The following is an 18,285-nucleotide window of genomic DNA, read 5'->3' as shown; positions in this document are numbered from 1 at the left end:
CGTTGGCGTGCGCTGGGCGAACGACCCGTGTGGTGTGGCGCCGGGCGGCTGCCCGCTCCCGGTGATTTCCTGACGGCGATGACGGCGCGAGCCGAACACGCTGGTCGGCAACCGACCCTCCTGATCCGAAGTAGTGCGCTAACGCAGGCCCGCGGCCGCGTCCTGATCGAGCAGCCAAGTGGTCGACTCGGCGCCGACGGCGCCCGCCGCCGGAATATCCACCGCCGCAGCGCCGTTCAGCGCGGCCGCGACAGCTTCCGCCTTGGCTGCGCCGCCCACCACCAATACCACGTGTCGGGAGCGGCGCACGGCGGGCAAGGTCAAGGTGACCCGCACCGGCGGCGGTTTGGGGGAATTCGTGACCGCGACGACCAGTTCGTGTTCCTCGCGCACCGCGTCGGTGTCGGGGAACAGCGAATTCACGTGCCCCTCACCGCCCATGCCGAGCAGATGCAGGTCGAAGCCGCCGGTCGTGGCGAGATGGGCGTGCACCGCCGCCGAATACTCCGCGGCGGCCTCGATCGGATCCGGATATTCCCCATCCGAGGCGGCCACGGCGTGCACCCGCGCCGGATCGACGGGGACGTGGTCGAGCAACGCGGTGCGCGCCTGCAATTCGTTGCGCTCCGGATCACCCGAGGGCACGAAACGTTCGTCGCCCCAGAAGATGTCGAGCTTCGACCAGTCGATGTCGCCGGGGCTCTTGCGCACCAGCTCCAGCAGGCCGATGCCGGTGCCGCCGCCTGTCAGCACCACCGAGGCCGTACCGCGGGTCGCCTGGGCAGCGACCACGACCGCGACGAAGCGCGCCGCGGCGGCCGCGACCAGTGCCTCGGTGTCGGGGTGCACCTCGACGGTGTCGTCGCGCTCGACCGGCGTGTGCTCACTCATAGGTCACCCTCTCGATTCCGGCGAGCGCCTCGGCGTAGATCTCGTCGGCGTCGAGGCGGCGCAGCTCCTCGGCCAGGCAGTCGCGGGTTTCTCTGCGCGCCAGCGCGATCCGCTGATCCGGGTCGCCGGTGCGGGTCAGCGTCGCGGTGCGTCCGGTCTGCGGCCGCTCGATCGCGACCGACACCGACGGGCGGTGCAGGCGCACCACGAGGGCTCCGGAACGCCTGCGGACCGGGCAGTCCAAGCGTGCGGCCAACCAGCCCGCCAGCATGTCGAGCGCCGGTTCGTTGCGCAGTCCGGACACCGTCACCGATTCGATCGGCTCGAACGGCGGCTCGTCCATGGCGGCGGTCAGCAGCGCCCGCCAGTAGGTGATCCGGCTCCACGCCAGATCGGTGTCGCCGGGGGCGTAGAAGTCGCGGCGCTTCTTGATGGTGGCCTGCGGGTCGGCGGCGAAGGTGGCGTCGGTGATGCGTCGGGTCGCCAGGCGGCCCACCGAATCCTTGGACGGGAACTCCGGCGCCCCGCGCGGCCACCACGCCACCACCGGCGTGTCCGGCAGCAGGAACGGGATCACGACGCTGCTCTCGTGATTGATGAGTTCGCCCTGCAGACGCAGCACGATCACCTCGGCCGCGCCCGCGTCGCCGCCGACGCGGATCTGAGCGTCGAGTTTGGTGGCCACCTCGCGGTCGCCGCGCGCCAGGACGACGACGCGACAGGGATGTTCGCGGCTGGCGTCGTTGGCCGCGTCGATGGCGTCCTCGGCCTCGGAGCTGTCCAGCGTGCACACCACCAAGGTCAACACCCGGCCCATGGTGATGACGCCGTTGCTCTCGCGCAGTTGCAGCAGACGTTTGGTGACCGCGCCGGTGGTGGTGTCTGGCATGTCGACGATCACGGGCGCCGCCATTCCCGGCCGGTGCGCTCGAGCATCTCGTCGGCCGAGGCCGGACCCCAGGTCCCGGCCTCGTACGCTTGCGGCCTGCCCTCGCCCGCCCAGTGCGTGAGCACCGGATCCAGGATGCTCCAGGACAATTCGACCTCCGCGTTGACCGGGAACAGGGACGGCTCCCCGAGCAGCATGTCCAGGATCAGACGTTCGTATGCCTCGGGGGAGGATTCGGTGAACGATTCGCCGTAGCTGAAGTCCATATTGACATCGCGCACTTCCATACTCGACCCCGGCACCTTCGACCCGAATCGCATGGTGATGCCCTCGTCCGGCTGCACCCGGATGACCAGCGCGTTCTCGCCGAGCTCCTCGGTCATGGTCTGGTCGAAGGGCAGGTGCGGCGCGCGCTTGAACACCACCGCGATCTCGGTGACCCTGCGGCCCAACCGTTTTCCGGTGCGCAGGTAGAACGGGACGCCCGCCCAGCGCCTGGTGTCGACCTCGAGGGTGATCGCCGCGTAGGTCTCGGTGGTCGACTCCGGGTCGAAACCTTCCTCGTCCAGCAGACCGACGACGTGTTCGCCGCCCTGCCAGCCCTCGGCGTACTGCCCGCGCGCGGAGGTCTCGTCCAGCGGCTCGACCAGTTTGGTGGCTGAGAGGACCTTGATCTTCTCCGCCTGCAGCTGCTTGGGCTGGAAGCTGATCGGCTCTTCCATCGCGGTGAGCGCCAGCAGTTGCAGCAGATGGTTCTGGATGACGTCGCGCGCGGCGCCGATGCCGTCGTAATAGCCTGCGCGTCCGCCCAATCCGATGTCCTCAGCCATGGTGATCTGCACGTGGTCGACGTAGTTGGCGTTCCAGATCGGATCGAACAGCTGGTTGGCGAAGCGCAGCGCGAGCAGGTTCTGCACCGTCTCCTTGCCGAGGTAGTGGTCGATGCGGAAGACGGTTTCCTCCGGGAACACCCTATTGACCAGGGCGTTCAACTCGACCGCGCTCTCCAGGTCGTGGCCGAACGGCTTCTCGATGACCACCCGCCGCCACGGCACCCGACCGAGGGCGTCGGTGGTATCCGGTTGCGCCAGTTTGTGTTCGGAGAGCTGGTCGAGCACCACCGGGAACATGTCCGGCGGAATCGACAGGTAGAAGGCGTGATTGCCGCCGGTGCCGCGTTCCTTGTCCAGGGCCGCGAGGGTTTCGGCCAAGCGGTCGAAGGCCGCGTCGTCGTCGAAACTGCCCTGCACGAAGCGGATGCCCTCGGCCAGGTGATCCCAGACCTCCTGGCGAAAGGGGGTGCGCGCGTGGGCCTTCACGGCATCGAGCACGACCTTCGCGAAATCCTCGTCGGCGTAGTCGCGGCGAGCGAATCCGACCAGGCCGAAACCGGGGGGTAGTAGCCCCCGGTTGGCCAGATCGTAGATGGCGGGCATCAGTTTCTTACGGGATAGATCACCGGTGACGCCGAAGATCACCAAACCGCACGGCCCCGCGATGTGCGGGACGCGTTTGTCCCGCGCATCGCGCAGCGGGTTCCTCGAGACCTCTGCTGTGCCCGCCATCGGTCAGTTGCTTCCGCTCCCGGCCGCGCCCAATTCCTCGGCCGTCGCGGACAACAGCTCTTCCCACGACTTCTCGAACTTGTCGACGCCCTCGCTCTCGAGGACCGCGAACACGTCGTCGAGGTCGATGCCCGCGGCCGCCAGCTGATCGAAGACCGCCTGCGATTCGGCAGCGGTGCCGCTCAGGGTGTCGCCGCGAACCTCGCCGTGGTCGGCCACGGCCTCGAGGGTCTTCTCCGGCAGGGTGTTGACGGTGTTCGTCGCGACCAGCTCGGTGACGTACATGGTGTCGGAGTAGTCGGGGTTCTTCACACCCGTCGACGCCCACAGCGGCCGTTGCCGGTTCGCGCCCGACGAGGCGAGATTGTCGTAGGTCGAGGTGTGCGCGCCGCCGTCGAACACGTCCTGGTATTCGGCGTAGGCGAGCCGGGCGTTGGCGACGCCCGCCTTACCGCGCAGCGCGAGCGCCTCGGGCGTGCCGATGGCCTCGAGCCGCTTGTCGATCTCGGTGTCGACCCTTGACACGAAGAACGAGGCAACCGAATGGATGCGGGCCGGGTCGTGGCCCGCGATCTTGGCCTTGCGGACGCCGTCGAGGTAGGCGCCCATGACCGAGCGGTAGCGGGGCACCGAGAAGATCAGCGTGACATTCACGCTGATGCCCTCGGCCAGGACCGCGGTGATGGCCGGGAGGCCCGCCTCGGTGGCCGGGATCTTGATGAACAGGTTGGGCCGGTCGACGATCTTCCACAGTTCCACCGCCTGCGCGACGGTCTTGTCGGCGTCGAAGGCGAGGCGCGGGTCGACCTCGATGGAGACGCGGCCGTCGACGCCGCCGGTGGCCTCGAAGACCGGCGCGAACACGTCGCAGGCGGCCCGCACGTCGTCGGTGGTGATGGTGCGCACCGCCGCGTCGGCGTCGGCGCCGAGTTCGGCGAGCTCCTTGACCTGCGCGTCGTAGGCGTGGCCCTGGCTCAGCGCGCCCTGGAAGATGGTCGGGTTGGTGGTGACGCCGACGACGCCCCTGGTGGCTATCAGTTCGGCGAGATTGCCGGACCGGATGCGGTCGCGCGACAGATCGTCGAGCCAGACCGAGACGCCCGCCGCGGAGAGCGAGGCGATATTGGGGTTCTGCGACATGGCACTTATCCCTTCACATTGTCGAGCGAGCGCTGCGCGGCCGCGACGACGGCGTCCGCGGTGATCCCGAACTCGCGGAACAGGGTCTTGAAATCGGCGGAGGCGCCGAAATGCTCGATCGACACGATCTCGCCCGCGTCACCGACGAAGCGGTACCACGGCATGCCGATACCCGCCTCGACGGAGACCCGAGCGCGGACCGTGGGGGGAAGCACCTCGTCCCGGTAAGCCTTGTCCTGCGCGTCGAACCACTCCACACACGGCATCGAGACCACGCGTGTTCCGATGCCGTGCTCCTCCAGCGTAATGCGGGCGGCGACGGCGAGCTGAAGCTCGGAACCGGTAGCGATCAGAATCACCCGCGGTGTGCCGGTGGACGCCTCGGCGAGCACGTAGCCGCCGCGCTTGACGCCCTCGTAGCTGGTGCCGTCGAACACCGGCAGGTCCTGGCGGGTGAGCGCGAGCGCCGAGGGGCCGTCCTGGTGCGGCGCGTCCGACGGCACGAAATGCGAGACCCGTTCGCTGGAATCGCGTTCCAGGATGGCGCGCCAGGCGTAGGCGGTCTCGTTGGCGTCGCCGGGGCGGACCACGTTCAAGCCGGGGATGGCGCGCAACGCGGCCAGGTGCTCGATCGGCTGGTGGGTCGGGCCGTCCTCGCCGAGACCGATGGAGTCGTGGGTCCAGACGTAGATGGCGGGCACCCGCATGAGCGCCGCGAGCCGCACCGCGGGCCGCATGTAGTCGGAGAACACCAGGAAGGTGCCGCCGTAGGGGCGGGTCGGGCCGTGCAGCGCGATGCCGTTGAGGATCGAGCCCATGGCGTGTTCGCGCACCCCGAAGTGCAGCGTGCGGCCGTACGGGTCGGCCTTCCACATGCCGGTCGAGATCGACTCGGGGCCGAAGCTCGGGACGTCGGGCATCGTGGTGTTGTTGGATTCGGCGAGGTCGGCCGAGCCGCCCCACAACTCGGGCAGCACCGGCGCGAGCGCGGCAAGCACCTTGCCCGACGCCTTGCGGGTGGAGGTGCCCTTCGGATCCACTTCGAACACCGGCAGTTTCGTCGTCCAGTCCGCGGGAAGGTCGCGCGCGAACAGCCGGTCGAACAGCGCCTTGTTGGCCGGATTGGCCTGCGCCCACGCGTCGAAGCCGTGCTGCCACTCGCGATGTGCCCGCTGTCCTCGGGTGATCACCTCGCGGGTGTGCGCGATGACCGCCGCGTCCACCTCGAAGTTCTGTTCCGGATCGAAGCCGAGCACCTTCTTGGTCGCGGCGACCTCGTCGGCGCCCAGCGCAGCGCCGTGCGCAGCGCCGGTGTTCATCTTGGTGGGGGCCGGGTAGCCGATGATGGTGCGCAGCACCAGAAGTGAGGGCTTGGCTGTCTCGGCCTTGGCCGCCGCGAGGGCCGCCTCGATCGCGACGACGTCCTCGCCGCCTTCCACGACCTGCACGTGCCAGTCGTAGGCGCGGTAGCGCGCCGCCACGTCCTCGGTGAAGGCGATGGTGGTGTCGTCCTCGATGGAGATCTTGTTGTCGTCGTAGATCACCACGAGGTTGCCCAACTGCTGGGTGCCCGCGAGCGAGGACGCCTCGGCGGTGACGCCCTCCTCCATGTCGCCGTCGGAGGCGATCACGTAGACGAAGTGGTCGAACGGGCTCGTGCCCGGCGCGGCGTCGGGATCGAACAGGCCGCGCTCGCGGCGCGCCGCCATCGCCATGCCGACCGCGGAGGCCAGACCCTGGCCGAGCGGGCCGGTGGTGATCTCGACGCCGTCGGTGTGGCGGTACTCGGGGTGGCCCGGCGTCAGCGAACCCCACTTGCGCAGGTTCCGCAGATCGTCGAGTTCCACGCCGAAACCGGCCAGGTAGAGCTGGATGTACTGGGTGATGCTCGAGTGCCCGCAGGACAGCACGAAACGGTCGCGCCCGACCCAGTGCGGATCGCTCGGGTCGTGCCGCATGACGCGCTGGTACAGCGAATAGGCCAGCGGCGCGAGGCTCATCGCGGTGCCGGGGTGACCGTTGCCCGCGTTCTGCACCGAATCGGCGGCGAGGACGCGGACGGTGTCGACGGCCTTGGTGTCCAGATCCGTCCAGTCGTCCGGGTGGTTCGGCTGAGTGAGGGCGCGGATGTCGTCTGTGACTGACACGACCGAGGTTCTCCTGACATTGATTCGTCGACGGCGGTGTGTGTAGCGGGCGGCTGAGTGCCGGATGTCTGCTCCCACCCTAGATGTGCCCGCTGAGCGGCGGCGCGGTAACCCGGCTTACCGTGAACCGTGTCGCGGTACGGCGGGGCCGGGTGTGGCCGAAGTAGGGGTCGCAAGTGTCGGATCGGTCACTATCCGGCGGCCCGATCCGCCGGATTCCGGTGCGGGCGGAAAGGGGCGAGGGGCGGCGGGCAGCGGGCGAGGGTCTACCATCCTCTGTAGTAGTAGCCGCGCTGTATCGGAATCCGCCGTATCGGCACGCCGTTGCCGAGCGCGCTGCTCGTTCCATTGCCGGATGCGGAGCACAGCGTGCGAGGAGAGACAGTGCGGATTGGGCAGAAGCCGGGTGGCGATGGCGCGCACGGCTCCTCCGCGACGGCGCTTGCCGAGCGATTCCAGGGTGATGGACTACCGTCGCGGCTGCTGCGCCGCACGCTGGCCTATATCGCGCTCACCAAGCCGAGGGTCATCGAACTGCTGCTGGTGGCCACCATTCCCACCATGCTGCTCGCCGACCGCGGCCACATCGACATCGGGCTGATCCTGGCCACCCTGTTCGGCGGGTGGATGGGCGCGGCCAGCGCGAACACCCTCAACTGCGTCGCCGACGCCGATATCGACAAGGTGATGAAGCGCACCGCCAAGCGCCCGCTCGCCAGGGATGCGGTGCCGACCTCGCACGCCGCCGTCTTCGGCATCGCGCTCGGCGTCGCCTCCTTCGCGTGGCTGTGGTGGCAGGCGAACCTGCTCAGCGGCGTGCTCGTGGTCGCCACCATCCTGTTCTACGTCTTCGTCTACACCCTCGGCCTCAAGCGCCGCACCTCGCAGAACGTGGTCTGGGGCGGCGCGGCAGGCTGCATGCCCGCCCTCGTCGGCTGGTCGGCGGTGACGGGGACCATCGGCTGGCCCGCCGTCGCCCTGTTCGGCGTCATCTTCTTCTGGACGCCGCCGCACACCTGGGCGCTGGCCATGCGCTACAAGGAGGACTACCGGGCGGCGGGCGTGCCCATGCTGCCGGTGGTTGCCACCGAACAGACCGTCACCAAGCAGATCGTGGTCTACACCTGGTTGACCGTGCTCACCACGCTGGCCCTGGCGCCCGCCACCGGTGTGGTCTACACCGCGGTGGCGCTGGTGGCGGGCGCCTGGTTCCTGCTCATGGCGCATCAGCTCTACGCGGGCGTGCGCCGGGGGGAGTCGGTGAAACCGCTGCGGTTGTTCCTGCAATCGAACAACTATCTGGCCGTGGTGTTCTGCGGTCTCGCGGTGGACTCCGTGCTCGGCTGGGATACGGTCGGCAGTTTCTTCGGATAGCTCGGACACCGAGGGCCGCCCGGTCTTCGTGCTCGGCGGTCGAGCGGGGTTCGGTTTCGGGCGGTGCTCGATTTCCGCGCTGTGTCGCCGTGGGGCTCAGTCGCGTCCGCCGATGTACCCGTCCGGTCGGACCCGCACAACAGTCCCGTCCTCGGCCGCGTACGCGCTGTGCGCATGGCCGTCGACATCGATCACGTGCGGGTCGGCGGTGCCGAGGCCCGGGCGGAGCACTCGGTAGACCCGTGCGTCGGACGCGGCGGGCAGCGCGGTGGTCGCGCCGAAGACCAGCGTTGTGGCGTGCGGTCCGCGGAACAGGTCGAACAACCGCACCGTTCGTCCGTCGGCGTCGCGCAGCGGCGCGTCCGGTGCGCGGTCACCCGCCACCAGCGGGCCGTGGTCGTCCGGTGCGCGGTAGCTGATGTCGAGCTGGCGGGTCTGCGGCCCGCGTTCCATGGCCGTCTCGTCGCCGTCGACCAGTTTGTCCAGCAGTTCGGTGCTGAGGCCGAGGACGCGGGCGGCGACGGTGCGGCGTTCGGATTCGTAGGTGTCGAGCACCGACTCGTCGCCGTGCAGCGCGGCCGCGAGTTTCCAGCCCAGGTTGTAGGCGTCCTGCACGCCGGTGTTCATGCCCTGTCCGCCGGTGGGCGGGTGCACGTGCGCCGCGTCGCCTGCCAGGAACGCTCGGCCTTCTCGGAACCGTTGCGCCAGGCGGATATTGGGACGCCAGCCGGTGACCCAGGACAGGTCGGTGAGCGTGAGTCCCGGCACGCCCGCGTAGCGATCGGCCATCGCCTGGAGGGTCTCCAGGCTGGGGTCGGTGTCCGCGTCGAGCCCGGCGGCGAACTGGAAGTGGCGGCCGCCGGGTAGCGGGGACAGGGCGAAACCTTCCATCGGGCGATCCTCGGACGCGGCGAACCAGTATCCGTATTCGTGGTCGAGCGCGTCGGCCCGCACGTCCCCGAGCAGCATGCGAATTGATTCGTCGGTGACGCCGTCGAAGGGGATGCCGAGCAGTTTGCGCACGGTGCTGCGGCCGCCGTCGGCGCCGACGAGGTAGTCGGCGGTGACGGTCTCGGTAGTGGCGCCGTGCGTGAGGGTCGCGGTGACGCCGTCGGCGTTCTTGCCGAGATCGGTCAGTGCCGTGCCGAGTTCGACGTGGACGCCGAATTCGGCCAGCCGGGTGCGCAGGATCGCCTCGGTGTCGGATTGCCCGAGGACCCACAGGTTCGGGTAGGGGGTGTCGGGGGTCGGCTCGACCGGGTCGGCCATGCGCCGTTCGGTGACGAACTGCCCGCCGAGGTGGACGCGCATGATCGGGGTGGGGATGCCTGCGGCCAGTACCGCGTCGAGTACGCCCAGATCGTCGAAGACCTCGAGGGTGCGCGGCTGGATGCTGTCGCCGCGCGATCCGGCGAAGTGCTCGTCGGTCTTGTCGATGATCCGCACCGCGATGTCGCGGCGGGCCAGTTCGATGGCGAGGGTCAGACCGGTCGGTCCCGCGCCCACTACGAGTACCTGTGTCATTTTCGGCTCCGAAGTCCTGTCGATATCAGGTGAATTCAGATTCAGTGAATCTATATTCAGTATTGGACTTGATAGGTTCTCCCGTCAAGAGGAGGTGGTCGGCGATGTCGATGAGCAGACAGGAACGGTCGGCGCAGACCGAGCGGGCGCTCAAGGACGCGGCCGTGCGGGTGTTCGCCGAACGCGGCTACCTCAACACCAAGATCACCGACATCACCGCGGCGGCGGGCCGCGCCGCCGGATCGTTCTACAACCACTTCGCGAGCAAGGAAGAACTGCTCCAATCGCTGATGGCCGACCTCGCGGCGGCGGGCGACGAGCGCGCGATCCACCCCGACCACAACCCGGATTTCAGCGACCCGACGGCGGTGCGCTACCACATCGCCGGTTACTGGACCTTCGCCCGCGCGCACGCCACGGTGTTGCGCGCGGTCGACCAGGCCGCGTCGGTCAACGAGGAATTCGCCCGGTACATGCAGGATTTCGGCGTCGAACAGCGGGCCGACATCGCCGACCACCTCGACGGTCTCGTGGCGCAGGGGCTACGGCTGCCGAGCACCGTTGACGGCAGTCTTGCCATGATGTTCCTCATGACGCAGGGCCTGCTGACGGCTGTAGAAGACGGGACGGTGCGACTCACCGACGAGGCGGCGATCGAAGGACTGACCCGCTTCGTATACCGCGGCCTCACCGGCCGTGACTACTGATATCGCGGCCACCGCGCGCCTCCTCGGACTGTTGAGCGCGGTGGTCGCGGCGCCTCGTACGCGGTCGACAGCGGGTGCACCAGTTGGATCTCCGACGGACCTGCGCGGTTCTGTCGGGCGAGGTGGACACGGCAGCCACGGCTCCACGCCGTGCTATGGCAGCAGCACCAGGGAGCCCGTGGTGGCGCGCGCCTCGAGATCGGTGTGCGCGCGTGCGGCTTCGGCGAGGGGATAGGTGGCCCCGACGCGCACGTGCAGTGCGCCCTTGGCCACGGCCGTCAGCACATCGCCCGCGCGCCACAGCAATTCGGCGCGATCGCGGGTGTAGTGGGCCAAGGTCGGTCTGGTGACGAACAGCGAGCCGAGACCGTTGAGGCGTTGCAGGTCGAAGGGCGGTACCGGTCCGCTGGCAGCGCCGAACAGGGCGAGGGTGCCGCGCACCCGCAGGGCGGAAAGGCTCGTCTCGAAGGTCGCCGCGCCGACGCCGTCGTAGACCGCGGCCACGCCCGCGCCGCCGGTGAGCGCGCGCACCCGCTCGGCCACCTCGTCGCCGTAGCGCAGCACTTCCGCCGCGCCCGCCGCGCGCGAGAGGTCCGCCTTCTCGTCGGTCGACACCGTGGTGAGCACGCGGATGCCGCGAGCGGCCGCCCACTGGGTCAGCAGTAGGCCGACCCCGCCCGCGCCCGCGTGCACCAGGATCGACTCGCCCGATTCGGGTTTGTAGACCGACTCGAGCAGATAGTGCGCGGTCATGCCCTGCAACAGCGCGGAGGCGGCGACCTCGGCCGCGACCGCGTCGGGCACCGCGACCGCGACCGCCGCGTCGACGGCGACCCGTTCGGCGTAGCCGCCGGTGGCGGCGGCCCAGGCGACCCGGTCGCCGACCGAGAATTCCGTCACATTCGCACCGACCGCGGCGACCACGCCCGTGCCCTCCGAGCCGGGAACATACGGCACCGCGGTGGGGTACCGCCCGGTGCGGACGTAGGTGTCGATGTAGTTGACGCCGATGGCCTCGACGTCCACGAGCAGCTGATCCGGTCCGGGGCAGGGGTCGGGAATCTCCGTGAGGACGAGCACCTCGGGACCGCCGTGTTCGGAAACCTGAATGGCGCGCACGGACTCCGTTCTACACCCACCGATCCCGACCGACGCCTACCCGCCGGTAGACTCGGCGGAATGAGCGTTGAAGCTGCCGCACCGGCCGAAGTCCGGCTCGCCTCCTCCGTGGTCGACTCGGTGCGTAATTTCGTCGCCGAACACGGCGGCTCGGCCACCGCGGTCCCGCAGCCGGTCGGCCGCGCGGGCGTGCGCGTCACCCTGGTCGGCGCCGACGGCATCCTCGGCGACCGGATGGTCGACGACATGCCCGCCGCGCGCAAGCTGATCGAGATGGTCGACGGCCTGAGCGAAGCCGACGAATGGGACCGCGAGCTGACCTCGGTGGTCACCCCGCGCAGCGGCCACTGGGCCAAGATGGCGGGATGGGTCGCGCGTCAGCGCCGATTCCCGAAAGCGCGCAACGAACGCTGATCCCGTGGGAGTTCCGGCGCGCGTGCGGTCAGCGGCTGCGGGCCGGGTCGAGTAGTTCGCCTATGCCCCAGTGCAGTACGCGTCCGGCGACCAGTAGGTATGCGCCGATGGCGAGGATGGTCAGGGCGGTGCCGTAATCGGCTGCCCAGCCGGGGATTCGGTCCGACTGGGTGACGCCCGCGAGGACCATGATGACTCCGAGCAGGATGGCCAGTGAGGCCAGCGGAGTCATGTCGGGCGGGGGTGGGCGGTTCGGCATCGGACGGCCTTCCTGCTTCGACGCGAGAGCGCGACCCGTCCGCCGCGTTCTCATTCATTGATCGCGATACGTCACCGATTCGTTATCGCGGGTTCCCCGATCGGGGTGACGGGAAACACTGTACCCAGATAGTTGATTACCGCAAGCAATCAGAATATAGTTGTGTTCTGCAAGTAAGTAATCTCGTGTGGGGAGTGGCCGTGGCCGTATCGCCCGATACCGCGCAGGAACTCATCGAGGAGCTCTACCTGATGGGGCGGGCGATGCGCGTCGTGCTGTCGCATCCGGAGCCGGAGCAACTGCTGCCCGGCGGCGTCGGAGTGCTCGGCGCCCTGGAGGCCAAGGGGCCGTGTCGACAGGTCGATCTCGCGGTCGACCTGTGCATCAGCCCCTCGGCGCTGAGCAGGCACGTCACCGAACTGGTCGCCGAAGGCTACGTCGACAGGCACGCCGATCCCGGTGACGGGCGCGCCAGTCTCGTCCATGTCACCGAGGACGGTCGCGAACTGCTGCGGCGAGTGCGCGCGGCGCGGGCGCGTGGCCTGCAAACCGCGCTCGCCGACTGGAGCGAAACCGACGCCGACCAGGCCTACGTCGCGCTCCGGCGACTCAGGAACGCCCTCACCGCGCACACACACCACAGCGCACCGGCACATCGATCCGATGCCCGACAGAATCAGGAAGTAGATGTCTAGTTCAGTCGAGGCGGTGACACCGCGTGATCCCTTCGCGATGAGCCACCGCGAAATTCTCGAAGCGATGACCGGGCTGCTGGCGGCGCTGTTCACCGCGCTGCTCAGCACCACGATCGTCGCCACGGCGCTGCCGACCATCATCGGCGATCTCCAGGGCTCCCAGACCGCCTACGCCTGGGTCATCACCACCGCCCTGCTCGCCAACGCGGCGTCGACCCCGATCTGGGGCAAATTCGCCGACCTGTTCAACAAGAAGACGCTGGTCCAGTCGGCCATCGTCATCTTCGTGATCGGCTCGATCATCGCGGGCTTCGCGCACACCGTGCCGCTGCTGCTGGTCGCGCGGGTCGTGCAAGGCATCGGCATGGGCGGGCTGACCGCGCTGGTCGTCGCCATCATCGGCTCGATCGTCGCGCCCCGTGAACGCGGCAGGTATTCCGGCTACATGGGCGCGGTGATGGCGGTGTCCATGTCCGGCGGCCCGATCCTCGGCGGCGTCATCGTCGACAGCCCGCTCGGCTGGCGCTGGTGCTTCTTCGTCTGCGTCCCGCTGGCGGTGATCGCGCTCGTGCTGTTGCAGCGCACCCTGCGCCTGCCCACCGAACGCAAGCCTGGCGTTTCCATCGACTGGCTCGGCGCCGCGCTGCTCACCGCGGGCGTCTCGATCCTGCTGATCTGGGTGTCCTTCGCGGGCAAAGCCGGTTACTACGACTGGATCTCGCGCGAGACCGCGCTCTACGTCGGCGCGGGTGTGCTGTTGCTGCTCGCGACGCTGTGGGTGGAGAGCCGGGCGAAGTCACCGATCATTCCGCTGCCGATCGTCACCGAGCGCACCACGGGACTGGCGATCATCGCCTCGATCGCGGTCGGCGTCGGCATGTTCGGCGCGACCACCTTCCTCGGCCAGTACTTCCAGACCGCGCGCGGCTACTCGCCGACCGTGGCCGGTGTGCTGACCATCCCGCTGGTCGCGGGCATGCTGATCGCCTCGGTCGGCTCGGGACAGCTCATCACCCGATTCGGCAAGTGGAAGCGATTCGTGGTCGCGGGCGGTGCGCTGATGGTCGTCGGATTCGCGCTGCTGTCGACCATCGACCACGCCACGAACCTGTGGTTGGTCGGCGGCTACATCACCGTCGTCGGACTCGGGGTCGGCATGATGATGCAGAATCTGGTGCTCGCCGTGCAGAACACCGTGAGCGTGCACAATATCGGCGCGGCCTCGAGCAGCGTGGCGTTCTTCCGCACCTTCGGCGGTGCGATCGGGGTCTCGGTGCTCGGCTCGGTGCTTGCCACGCGGGTCGGGGAACTGTCGGCGCAAGGGTTCGCGAAACTCGGTGTCCCGTCCGGCACGTCGGGCGGCGGCACTCTGGACCTCGGATCGCTGCCCGCGCCCATCGAGGCGATCGTGCGCGCCGCCTACGGTGACGCGACCGGCCGGATCTTCCTCATCGCGGCGGGCGCCACGGTCGTCGCCCTGATCGCGGCGACGCTGCTGCCGAATCATCCGTTGCGCCGCACCATCGATATCGATCCCGCACTCGATCCGATGCGTGCGGAGGACACCGATGCCGCCGTGCGCGCGGACGACGAGCGGAGCGAGGTCGGGGCAGGCGTTCGGTAAGCGCCGAACCATACAAAGCGATCGTCCGTCCCTTCAGGGGGCGGGCGGTCGTCGTTCCACGGCAGGTCGCATGGACGAACAAGGCGATGAACAAGGCCGTCACGCGAACGAACAGGACGGTCGCGCGCGTGACGGGCGCTCGCCGTGCGGCGGGAGCTGTCGTACCGCGTACAGTCCGAAGAGATCGCTGTCGGAACGGATCGGAGATTCGATGAGCAACCCCGCAGGCGCCGCGGACATCTCGACCATCGAGGTCGACGGCGGCCACCTCGCGATACCGGCGGGCGCAGGCCCGTTTCCGGGAGTCGTCGTCCTGCACGACGCCTTCGGACTCACCGGCGAATTGCGCCGCGTCTGCGACCATCTCGCGGCGAACGGCTACCTCGCCTTCGGCCCGCGACTCTACAAGCGCGGGTTGTGCGTGCAGCAGGTGTTCCGCGGTCTACTGCGTGACGAGGGACCGGTATTCGACCAGATCCAGCGCGCGCGGGAGACGTTGACGGCGCGGGCGGACTGCACGGGCCGCGTCGGTGTCATGGGGTTCTGCATGGGCGGGCGGTTCGCACTGGTGAGCGCCGGTCGCGGCATGTTCGACGTGGCCTCGGTCAACTACGGCATGCTGTTTCCCGGCAAGGAGGTCGACCACCTGCTGACCGACCCGTGCCCCGTGGTCGCCAGCTACGGCGACGCCGACCGCTACATTCCCGCCGCCGACATCGAACGGTATCGGGACGCGTTGCAACGCAAGAACGTTCCGGTCGACTTCCGCATCTACCCGAACACCTCGCACTCGTTCTTCCAGAACTACTCCGGGCCGAAGGGTCTGTTCATGAAGGTCGCGGGCACCCCCTACGATCCCGAGGTTTCCGCCGACGCTTGGCAACGCATCTTCGGCTTCTACGAGGAGCACCTGCGCGCTTGAGCCGTGGGTGCAGGGTCGATGCTGCCGTGGCGGACGGCGCGTGACTCAGGCGGCGGTCGTCGCGGTGGAGCGTGGGCGTGCGCTCACGAGCTCGCGGGTGCGCAACGACGCCCACAGTGCCGCGGTGGCGGCGGTACAGGCCGCGGCGCCCGCGACGTGGCAGACGACGAGGACCGCGGGGACGTCGGTGAAGTATTGGATCACGCCGATGAGAGCCTGCGCGCAGACGACGGCGAGTACCGCGAACAGGCGTCGGCGCACGGCGGGGGTGATGCCGACGGCGAACAGGCCGAAGGCGAGGCCGACGAGCAGGGCCAGGTAGCCGACCAGCAGTTGCGAATGCAGGTGGACGAGGGTGACGATCTCGACCTCCAGCCTGGCGACCGGCTTGTCGATGCTCTTGTCGCCCGCGTGCGGTCCCGCCGCGGTGACGAGTGTGCCCGCGACCAGCACCGCTGCCAGCGCGACGCCGCTGAGCGCGGTCAACCAGCGCAGCGGGGCCGGGGCCTGCACGGTGTCGATGCCCTCGTCGGGTTCGGACACCTTCGCGTAGAGCACGGTGGCCAGCCACACCATGAGCATGGAGGCCACGAGGTGCACGGCGACCGTCCACCACAGCAGTCCGGTGCGGACGGTGATGCCGCCGATCACCGCTTGCAGCACGGTGCCGCCGGGCATGAGCCACGCGTAGACGACGACCTCGCGGCGGCGGCGCGCCCGCACCACGGCGAGTACGACGAGACCGGCGCAGAGGCTGACGACGAAGGTCAGCATGCGGTTGCCGAATTCCACGGCCTGGTGCACGACCGCGACCTCGGAGACGCCGACCGGGGTGAAGCTGCCGGGAAAGCACTGCGGCCAGGTCGGGCAGCCGAGCCCGGAGGCGGTGACGCGCACGATCGACCCGGTGACCGCGATACCGGCCTGGGTGAGGATCACCGCGAGCGCGATCCAGCGCTGCACCCGGAGCGAGGGCAGCGGGAGTCGGTCGACCAGTACCGTGAACGCGCGATTCAGCACCCGACGATGGTAGCTCCCGCTGCCCGACGTCCCGCGGCCGGTCTACTACCAAGTGTCGTTGAACACGTCCCGGCTCAGTGGAACCGGAAGTACCGCACGCCGAGCGCCGCGCACACCGCACCCCACACTGTCAGCACGATCAGCCCGAACCAGTCCGCGCCGGTGTGCATCGCGTCCTCGAGCGTCACCGCAAGCGCGCCCGACGGGATCAGCCGGGCCGCGACATCCACCGCGGCGGGCAGATCGTCGGAGGCGAAGACGATGCTGGCGATGCCGAGCATGACGAACCAGAGGATATTGGCCAGCGCGAGCACGATCTCCGCCTTGAGCGTGCCGCCGAGCAGTAGGCCCATGGTCGCGAAGGTGAAGGTGCCCAGCGCGATCACCACCGCGCCGAGCAGCAGCCCGACCGCGTCGGGACGCCAGCCGAGCGCGACGCCGATCAGACCGAGGACGACCGCCTGCAGCACCACCACGATCAGCACCGCCGCGCTCTTGCCCGCGATCACGCCCCAGCGCGGCAGCGCCGTCGCGCCGAGGCGTTTGAGCGCGCCGTAGCGGCGATCGAAGCCGACGGCGATGGCCTGACCGGTGAAGGCCGTCGACATCACCGCCACCATCATCACCGCGGGCACGATCTTGTCGACCCTGGTGTCGCCCAGTTCCCCGAAGGGCAGCAGGGTGAGACCGACCAGCAGGGTGATCGGGATGAACATGGTCAGCAGCAGTTGTTCGCCGTTGCGCAGCAACAGGATCAGTTCGAGGCGGGTCTGCGCGGCCAGCATCGCGGGGCGCGAGGCCGGACGCGGATCGGGCGCGAAGGTGCCCGCGTCGAAACGATTGGCGCTCAGGTCGGCGTGTGTCATCCGCGCAGATCCCGTCCAGTGAGTTCGAGGAACACGTCCTCGAGGCGTCGTTGATCGATGCGGATGTCGGTGGCGAGCACATTGAGGCGCGCGCACCACGCGGTCACCGTCGCCAGCACCTGCGGATCGATCTCGCCCTCGACCAGATACGCGCCCGGTGTCGTCTCGCGCGGCGAGAACCCTTCGGGCAGCGCCGATTTCAACAGTTCGAGATCCAGTTTGGGTGGCGCGGTGAATCGCAGCTGGCCCGCGGCGCCGTGCGCGGTGACCTCGGCGGGGGTGCCTGCGGCCACGATCTGCCCGTGGTCGACGATGACGAGCTGGTCGGCGAGTTGCTCGGCCTCGTCCATCACGTGGGTGGTGAGCACCACCGTGACGCCGTCGCGGCGCAGCGCGTCGATGAGTTCCCAGACGATCAGCCTGGCCTGGGCGTCGAGTCCGGCGGTCGGCTCGTCGAGGAAGACGATCTCCGGCCGCCCGACCAGCGCGCACGCCAGCGCGAGGCGCTGTTGCTGGCCGCCCGACAGTCTGCGGTACGGGGTGCGCCGGTTGTCCTGGAGGCCGAGGGTCCGCAGCAGCCATTCCGGGTCGAGAGGCGCGGCCGAATAGGCGGCTACCAGCTCCAGCATCTCGCCCGCGCGCGCGCCGGGATAGGCGCCGCCGCCCTGCAACATGACGCCGATGCGGGAACGCAGCCGCTCCGAGTCGGCGATGGGGTCGAGGCCGAGTACCCGCACCGAACCCGCGTCGGGGGTGACGAAACCCTCGCACATCTCGACGGTGGTCGTCTTGCCCGCGCCGTTGGGGCCGAGCAGCGCGAGCACCTGCGCCCGTTCGACGTCGAAGGACAGGCCGTCGACCGCGACGGTCTCGCCGTAACGCTTGACGACGCCGTCGACGCGCACGGCGGGTACGGAGGCTGCGGTCACGATGTCACACCGTAAGCGGTGTGCCGATGTGAGCCGGCAGACACCCCTGCCCGATCATTCGCCGCGCGCGGTCGAGCGTGTCGCGGGCACAGCGGGTTCCGCGTCGGTCGCCGTCGATTCGGTCGCCGCGAGCGCGGTCGCCGCGCCCGCATCCGGCGAACCGAAGCCGGTCGTCGCGCTCGGATCGGTCGACCTGAAGC

General features: G+C 69.1%; 17 protein-coding genes. 6 read left to right on the top strand and 11 right to left on the bottom strand.

Going from position 1 to position 18,285, the window contains the following annotated elements; genetic code table 11:
* Positions 1–138: 138 nt before the first annotated feature.
* The 5 genes from pgl to tkt are packed head-to-tail and all read right to left on the bottom strand — an operon-like array spanning position 139 to position 6,632.
* The gene (pgl, locus tag IT779_RS00965) at positions 139–891 is read right to left on the bottom strand and encodes a 6-phosphogluconolactonase (protein ID WP_196147208.1); all 753 of its coding nucleotides are present in this window, start codon (positions 889–891) and stop codon (positions 139–141) included.
* The gene (gene opcA, locus IT779_RS00960) at positions 884–1,792 is read right to left on the bottom strand and encodes a glucose-6-phosphate dehydrogenase assembly protein OpcA (protein WP_196147732.1); all 909 of its coding nucleotides are present in this window, start codon (positions 1,790–1,792) and stop codon (positions 884–886) included. Before opcA ends, pgl begins: the two co-directional genes overlap by 8 nt.
* Positions 1,789–3,345: a glucose-6-phosphate dehydrogenase gene (zwf, locus tag IT779_RS00955; protein ID WP_196147207.1), complete on the bottom strand. Its 1,557-nt coding sequence runs from the start codon at positions 3,343–3,345 to the stop codon at positions 1,789–1,791. The genes opcA and zwf overlap by 4 nt, the downstream gene beginning before the upstream one ends.
* A gap of 3 nt (positions 3,346–3,348) precedes the next feature.
* Positions 3,349–4,485: a transaldolase gene (gene tal, locus IT779_RS00950; RefSeq protein WP_196147206.1), complete on the bottom strand. Its 1,137-nt coding sequence runs from the start codon at positions 4,483–4,485 to the stop codon at positions 3,349–3,351.
* A gap of 5 nt (positions 4,486–4,490) precedes the next feature.
* Positions 4,491–6,632 carry a transketolase gene (gene tkt, locus IT779_RS00945; RefSeq protein WP_196147205.1) on the bottom strand — a complete coding sequence of 714 codons (2,142 nt, stop codon included), beginning with the start codon at positions 6,630–6,632 and terminating at the stop codon, positions 4,491–4,493.
* Between the two features lie 480 nt (positions 6,633–7,112).
* Here tkt and IT779_RS00940 point away from each other — a divergent pair, with 480 nt between their 5' ends.
* On the top strand, positions 7,113–8,006 hold the full coding sequence (locus tag IT779_RS00940; RefSeq protein WP_232541394.1) for a heme o synthase: 894 nt from the start codon (positions 7,113–7,115) through the stop codon (positions 8,004–8,006).
* 96 nt (positions 8,007–8,102) lie between these two features.
* Here the strand turns inward: IT779_RS00940 and IT779_RS00935 are convergent, their stop codons facing one another.
* Positions 8,103–9,530, bottom strand: coding sequence for an FAD-dependent monooxygenase (locus tag IT779_RS00935; protein WP_196147203.1), 1,428 nt, complete (start codon positions 9,528–9,530; stop codon positions 8,103–8,105).
* Between the two features lie 104 nt (positions 9,531–9,634).
* On the opposite strand from IT779_RS00935, the gene IT779_RS00930 reads away from it, so the two are divergent.
* A complete protein-coding gene (locus tag IT779_RS00930; RefSeq protein ID WP_198428027.1) occupies positions 9,635–10,237 on the top strand; it encodes a TetR/AcrR family transcriptional regulator in 603 nt (200 codons plus the stop codon).
* A 153-nt stretch (positions 10,238–10,390) separates the two neighbouring features.
* Here the strand turns inward: IT779_RS00930 and IT779_RS00925 are convergent, their stop codons facing one another.
* Entirely contained in the window at positions 10,391–11,356 is a 966-nt protein-coding gene (locus tag IT779_RS00925) for a quinone oxidoreductase family protein (protein WP_196147202.1), read from the bottom strand.
* Between the two features lie 60 nt (positions 11,357–11,416).
* On the opposite strand from IT779_RS00925, the gene IT779_RS00920 reads away from it, so the two are divergent.
* Entirely contained in the window at positions 11,417–11,770 is a 354-nt protein-coding gene (locus IT779_RS00920) for a hypothetical protein (RefSeq protein WP_196147201.1), read from the top strand.
* Between the two features lie 28 nt (positions 11,771–11,798).
* On the opposite strand, the gene IT779_RS00915 is transcribed toward IT779_RS00920, so the two are convergent.
* Entirely contained in the window at positions 11,799–12,029 is a 231-nt protein-coding gene (locus tag IT779_RS00915) for a hypothetical protein (RefSeq protein ID WP_196147200.1), read from the bottom strand.
* A gap of 200 nt (positions 12,030–12,229) precedes the next feature.
* On the opposite strand from IT779_RS00915, the gene IT779_RS00910 reads away from it, so the two are divergent.
* From IT779_RS00910 to IT779_RS00900, 3 genes are all read left to right on the top strand, one after another.
* Positions 12,230–12,724 carry a MarR family winged helix-turn-helix transcriptional regulator gene (locus tag IT779_RS00910; RefSeq protein ID WP_196147199.1) on the top strand — a complete coding sequence of 165 codons (495 nt, stop codon included), beginning with the start codon at positions 12,230–12,232 and terminating at the stop codon, positions 12,722–12,724.
* On the top strand, positions 12,717–14,348 hold the full coding sequence (locus IT779_RS00905) for an MDR family MFS transporter (protein ID WP_408637708.1): 1,632 nt from the start codon (positions 12,717–12,719) through the stop codon (positions 14,346–14,348). The genes IT779_RS00910 and IT779_RS00905 overlap by 8 nt, the downstream gene beginning before the upstream one ends.
* A gap of 211 nt (positions 14,349–14,559) precedes the next feature.
* Positions 14,560–15,270 (top strand): dienelactone hydrolase family protein, encoded by a 711-nt coding sequence (locus tag IT779_RS00900; RefSeq protein WP_196147198.1) that lies wholly within the window; start codon positions 14,560–14,562, stop codon positions 15,268–15,270.
* A gap of 45 nt (positions 15,271–15,315) precedes the next feature.
* On the opposite strand, the gene IT779_RS00895 is transcribed toward IT779_RS00900, so the two are convergent.
* The 3 genes from IT779_RS00895 to IT779_RS00885 form a co-directional block, all read right to left on the bottom strand.
* Positions 15,316–16,290, bottom strand: a complete 975-nt coding sequence (locus IT779_RS00895) for a COX15/CtaA family protein (protein WP_196147197.1) — start codon at positions 16,288–16,290, stop codon at positions 15,316–15,318.
* A gap of 74 nt (positions 16,291–16,364) precedes the next feature.
* A complete protein-coding gene (locus IT779_RS00890) occupies positions 16,365–17,156 on the bottom strand; it encodes an ABC transporter permease (protein ID WP_196147196.1) in 792 nt (263 codons plus the stop codon).
* A complete protein-coding gene (locus tag IT779_RS00885) occupies positions 17,153–18,085 on the bottom strand; it encodes an ABC transporter ATP-binding protein (RefSeq protein WP_196147195.1) in 933 nt (310 codons plus the stop codon). Before IT779_RS00885 ends, IT779_RS00890 begins: the two co-directional genes overlap by 4 nt.
* Positions 18,086–18,285 lie beyond the last annotated feature (200 nt).

This window comes from Nocardia bovistercoris (assembly GCF_015674855.1).
Taxonomy (GTDB): Bacteria; Actinomycetota; Actinomycetes; order Mycobacteriales; family Mycobacteriaceae; genus Nocardia; species Nocardia bovistercoris.
The sequence above is the reverse complement of the archived record's forward strand: the minus strand, read 5'-3'. Positions and strand labels throughout refer to the sequence as shown.

Coding starts and splice junctions, on each gene's coding strand:
- IT779_RS00905 (WP_408637708.1), top strand. CDS start 12,717: ATGTCTAGTTCAGTCGAGGCGGTGACACCGCGTGATCCCTTCGCGATG.
- IT779_RS00900 (WP_196147198.1), top strand. CDS start 14,560: ATGAGCAACCCCGCAGGCGCCGCGGACATCTCGACCATCGAGGTCGAC.
- zwf (WP_196147207.1), bottom strand. CDS start 3,345: ATGGCGGGCACAGCAGAGGTCTCGAGGAACCCGCTGCGCGATGCGCGG.
- tal (WP_196147206.1), bottom strand. CDS start 4,485: ATGTCGCAGAACCCCAATATCGCCTCGCTCTCCGCGGCGGGCGTCTCG.
- IT779_RS00930 (WP_198428027.1), top strand. CDS start 9,635: ATGTCGATGAGCAGACAGGAACGGTCGGCGCAGACCGAGCGGGCGCTC.
- IT779_RS00890 (WP_196147196.1), bottom strand. CDS start 17,156: ATGACACACGCCGACCTGAGCGCCAATCGTTTCGACGCGGGCACCTTC.
- IT779_RS00915 (WP_196147200.1), bottom strand. CDS start 12,029: ATGCCGAACCGCCCACCCCCGCCCGACATGACTCCGCTGGCCTCACTG.
- pgl (WP_196147208.1), bottom strand. CDS start 891: ATGAGTGAGCACACGCCGGTCGAGCGCGACGACACCGTCGAGGTGCAC.
- IT779_RS00920 (WP_196147201.1), top strand. CDS start 11,417: ATGAGCGTTGAAGCTGCCGCACCGGCCGAAGTCCGGCTCGCCTCCTCC.
- IT779_RS00935 (WP_196147203.1), bottom strand. CDS start 9,530: ATGACACAGGTACTCGTAGTGGGCGCGGGACCGACCGGTCTGACCCTC.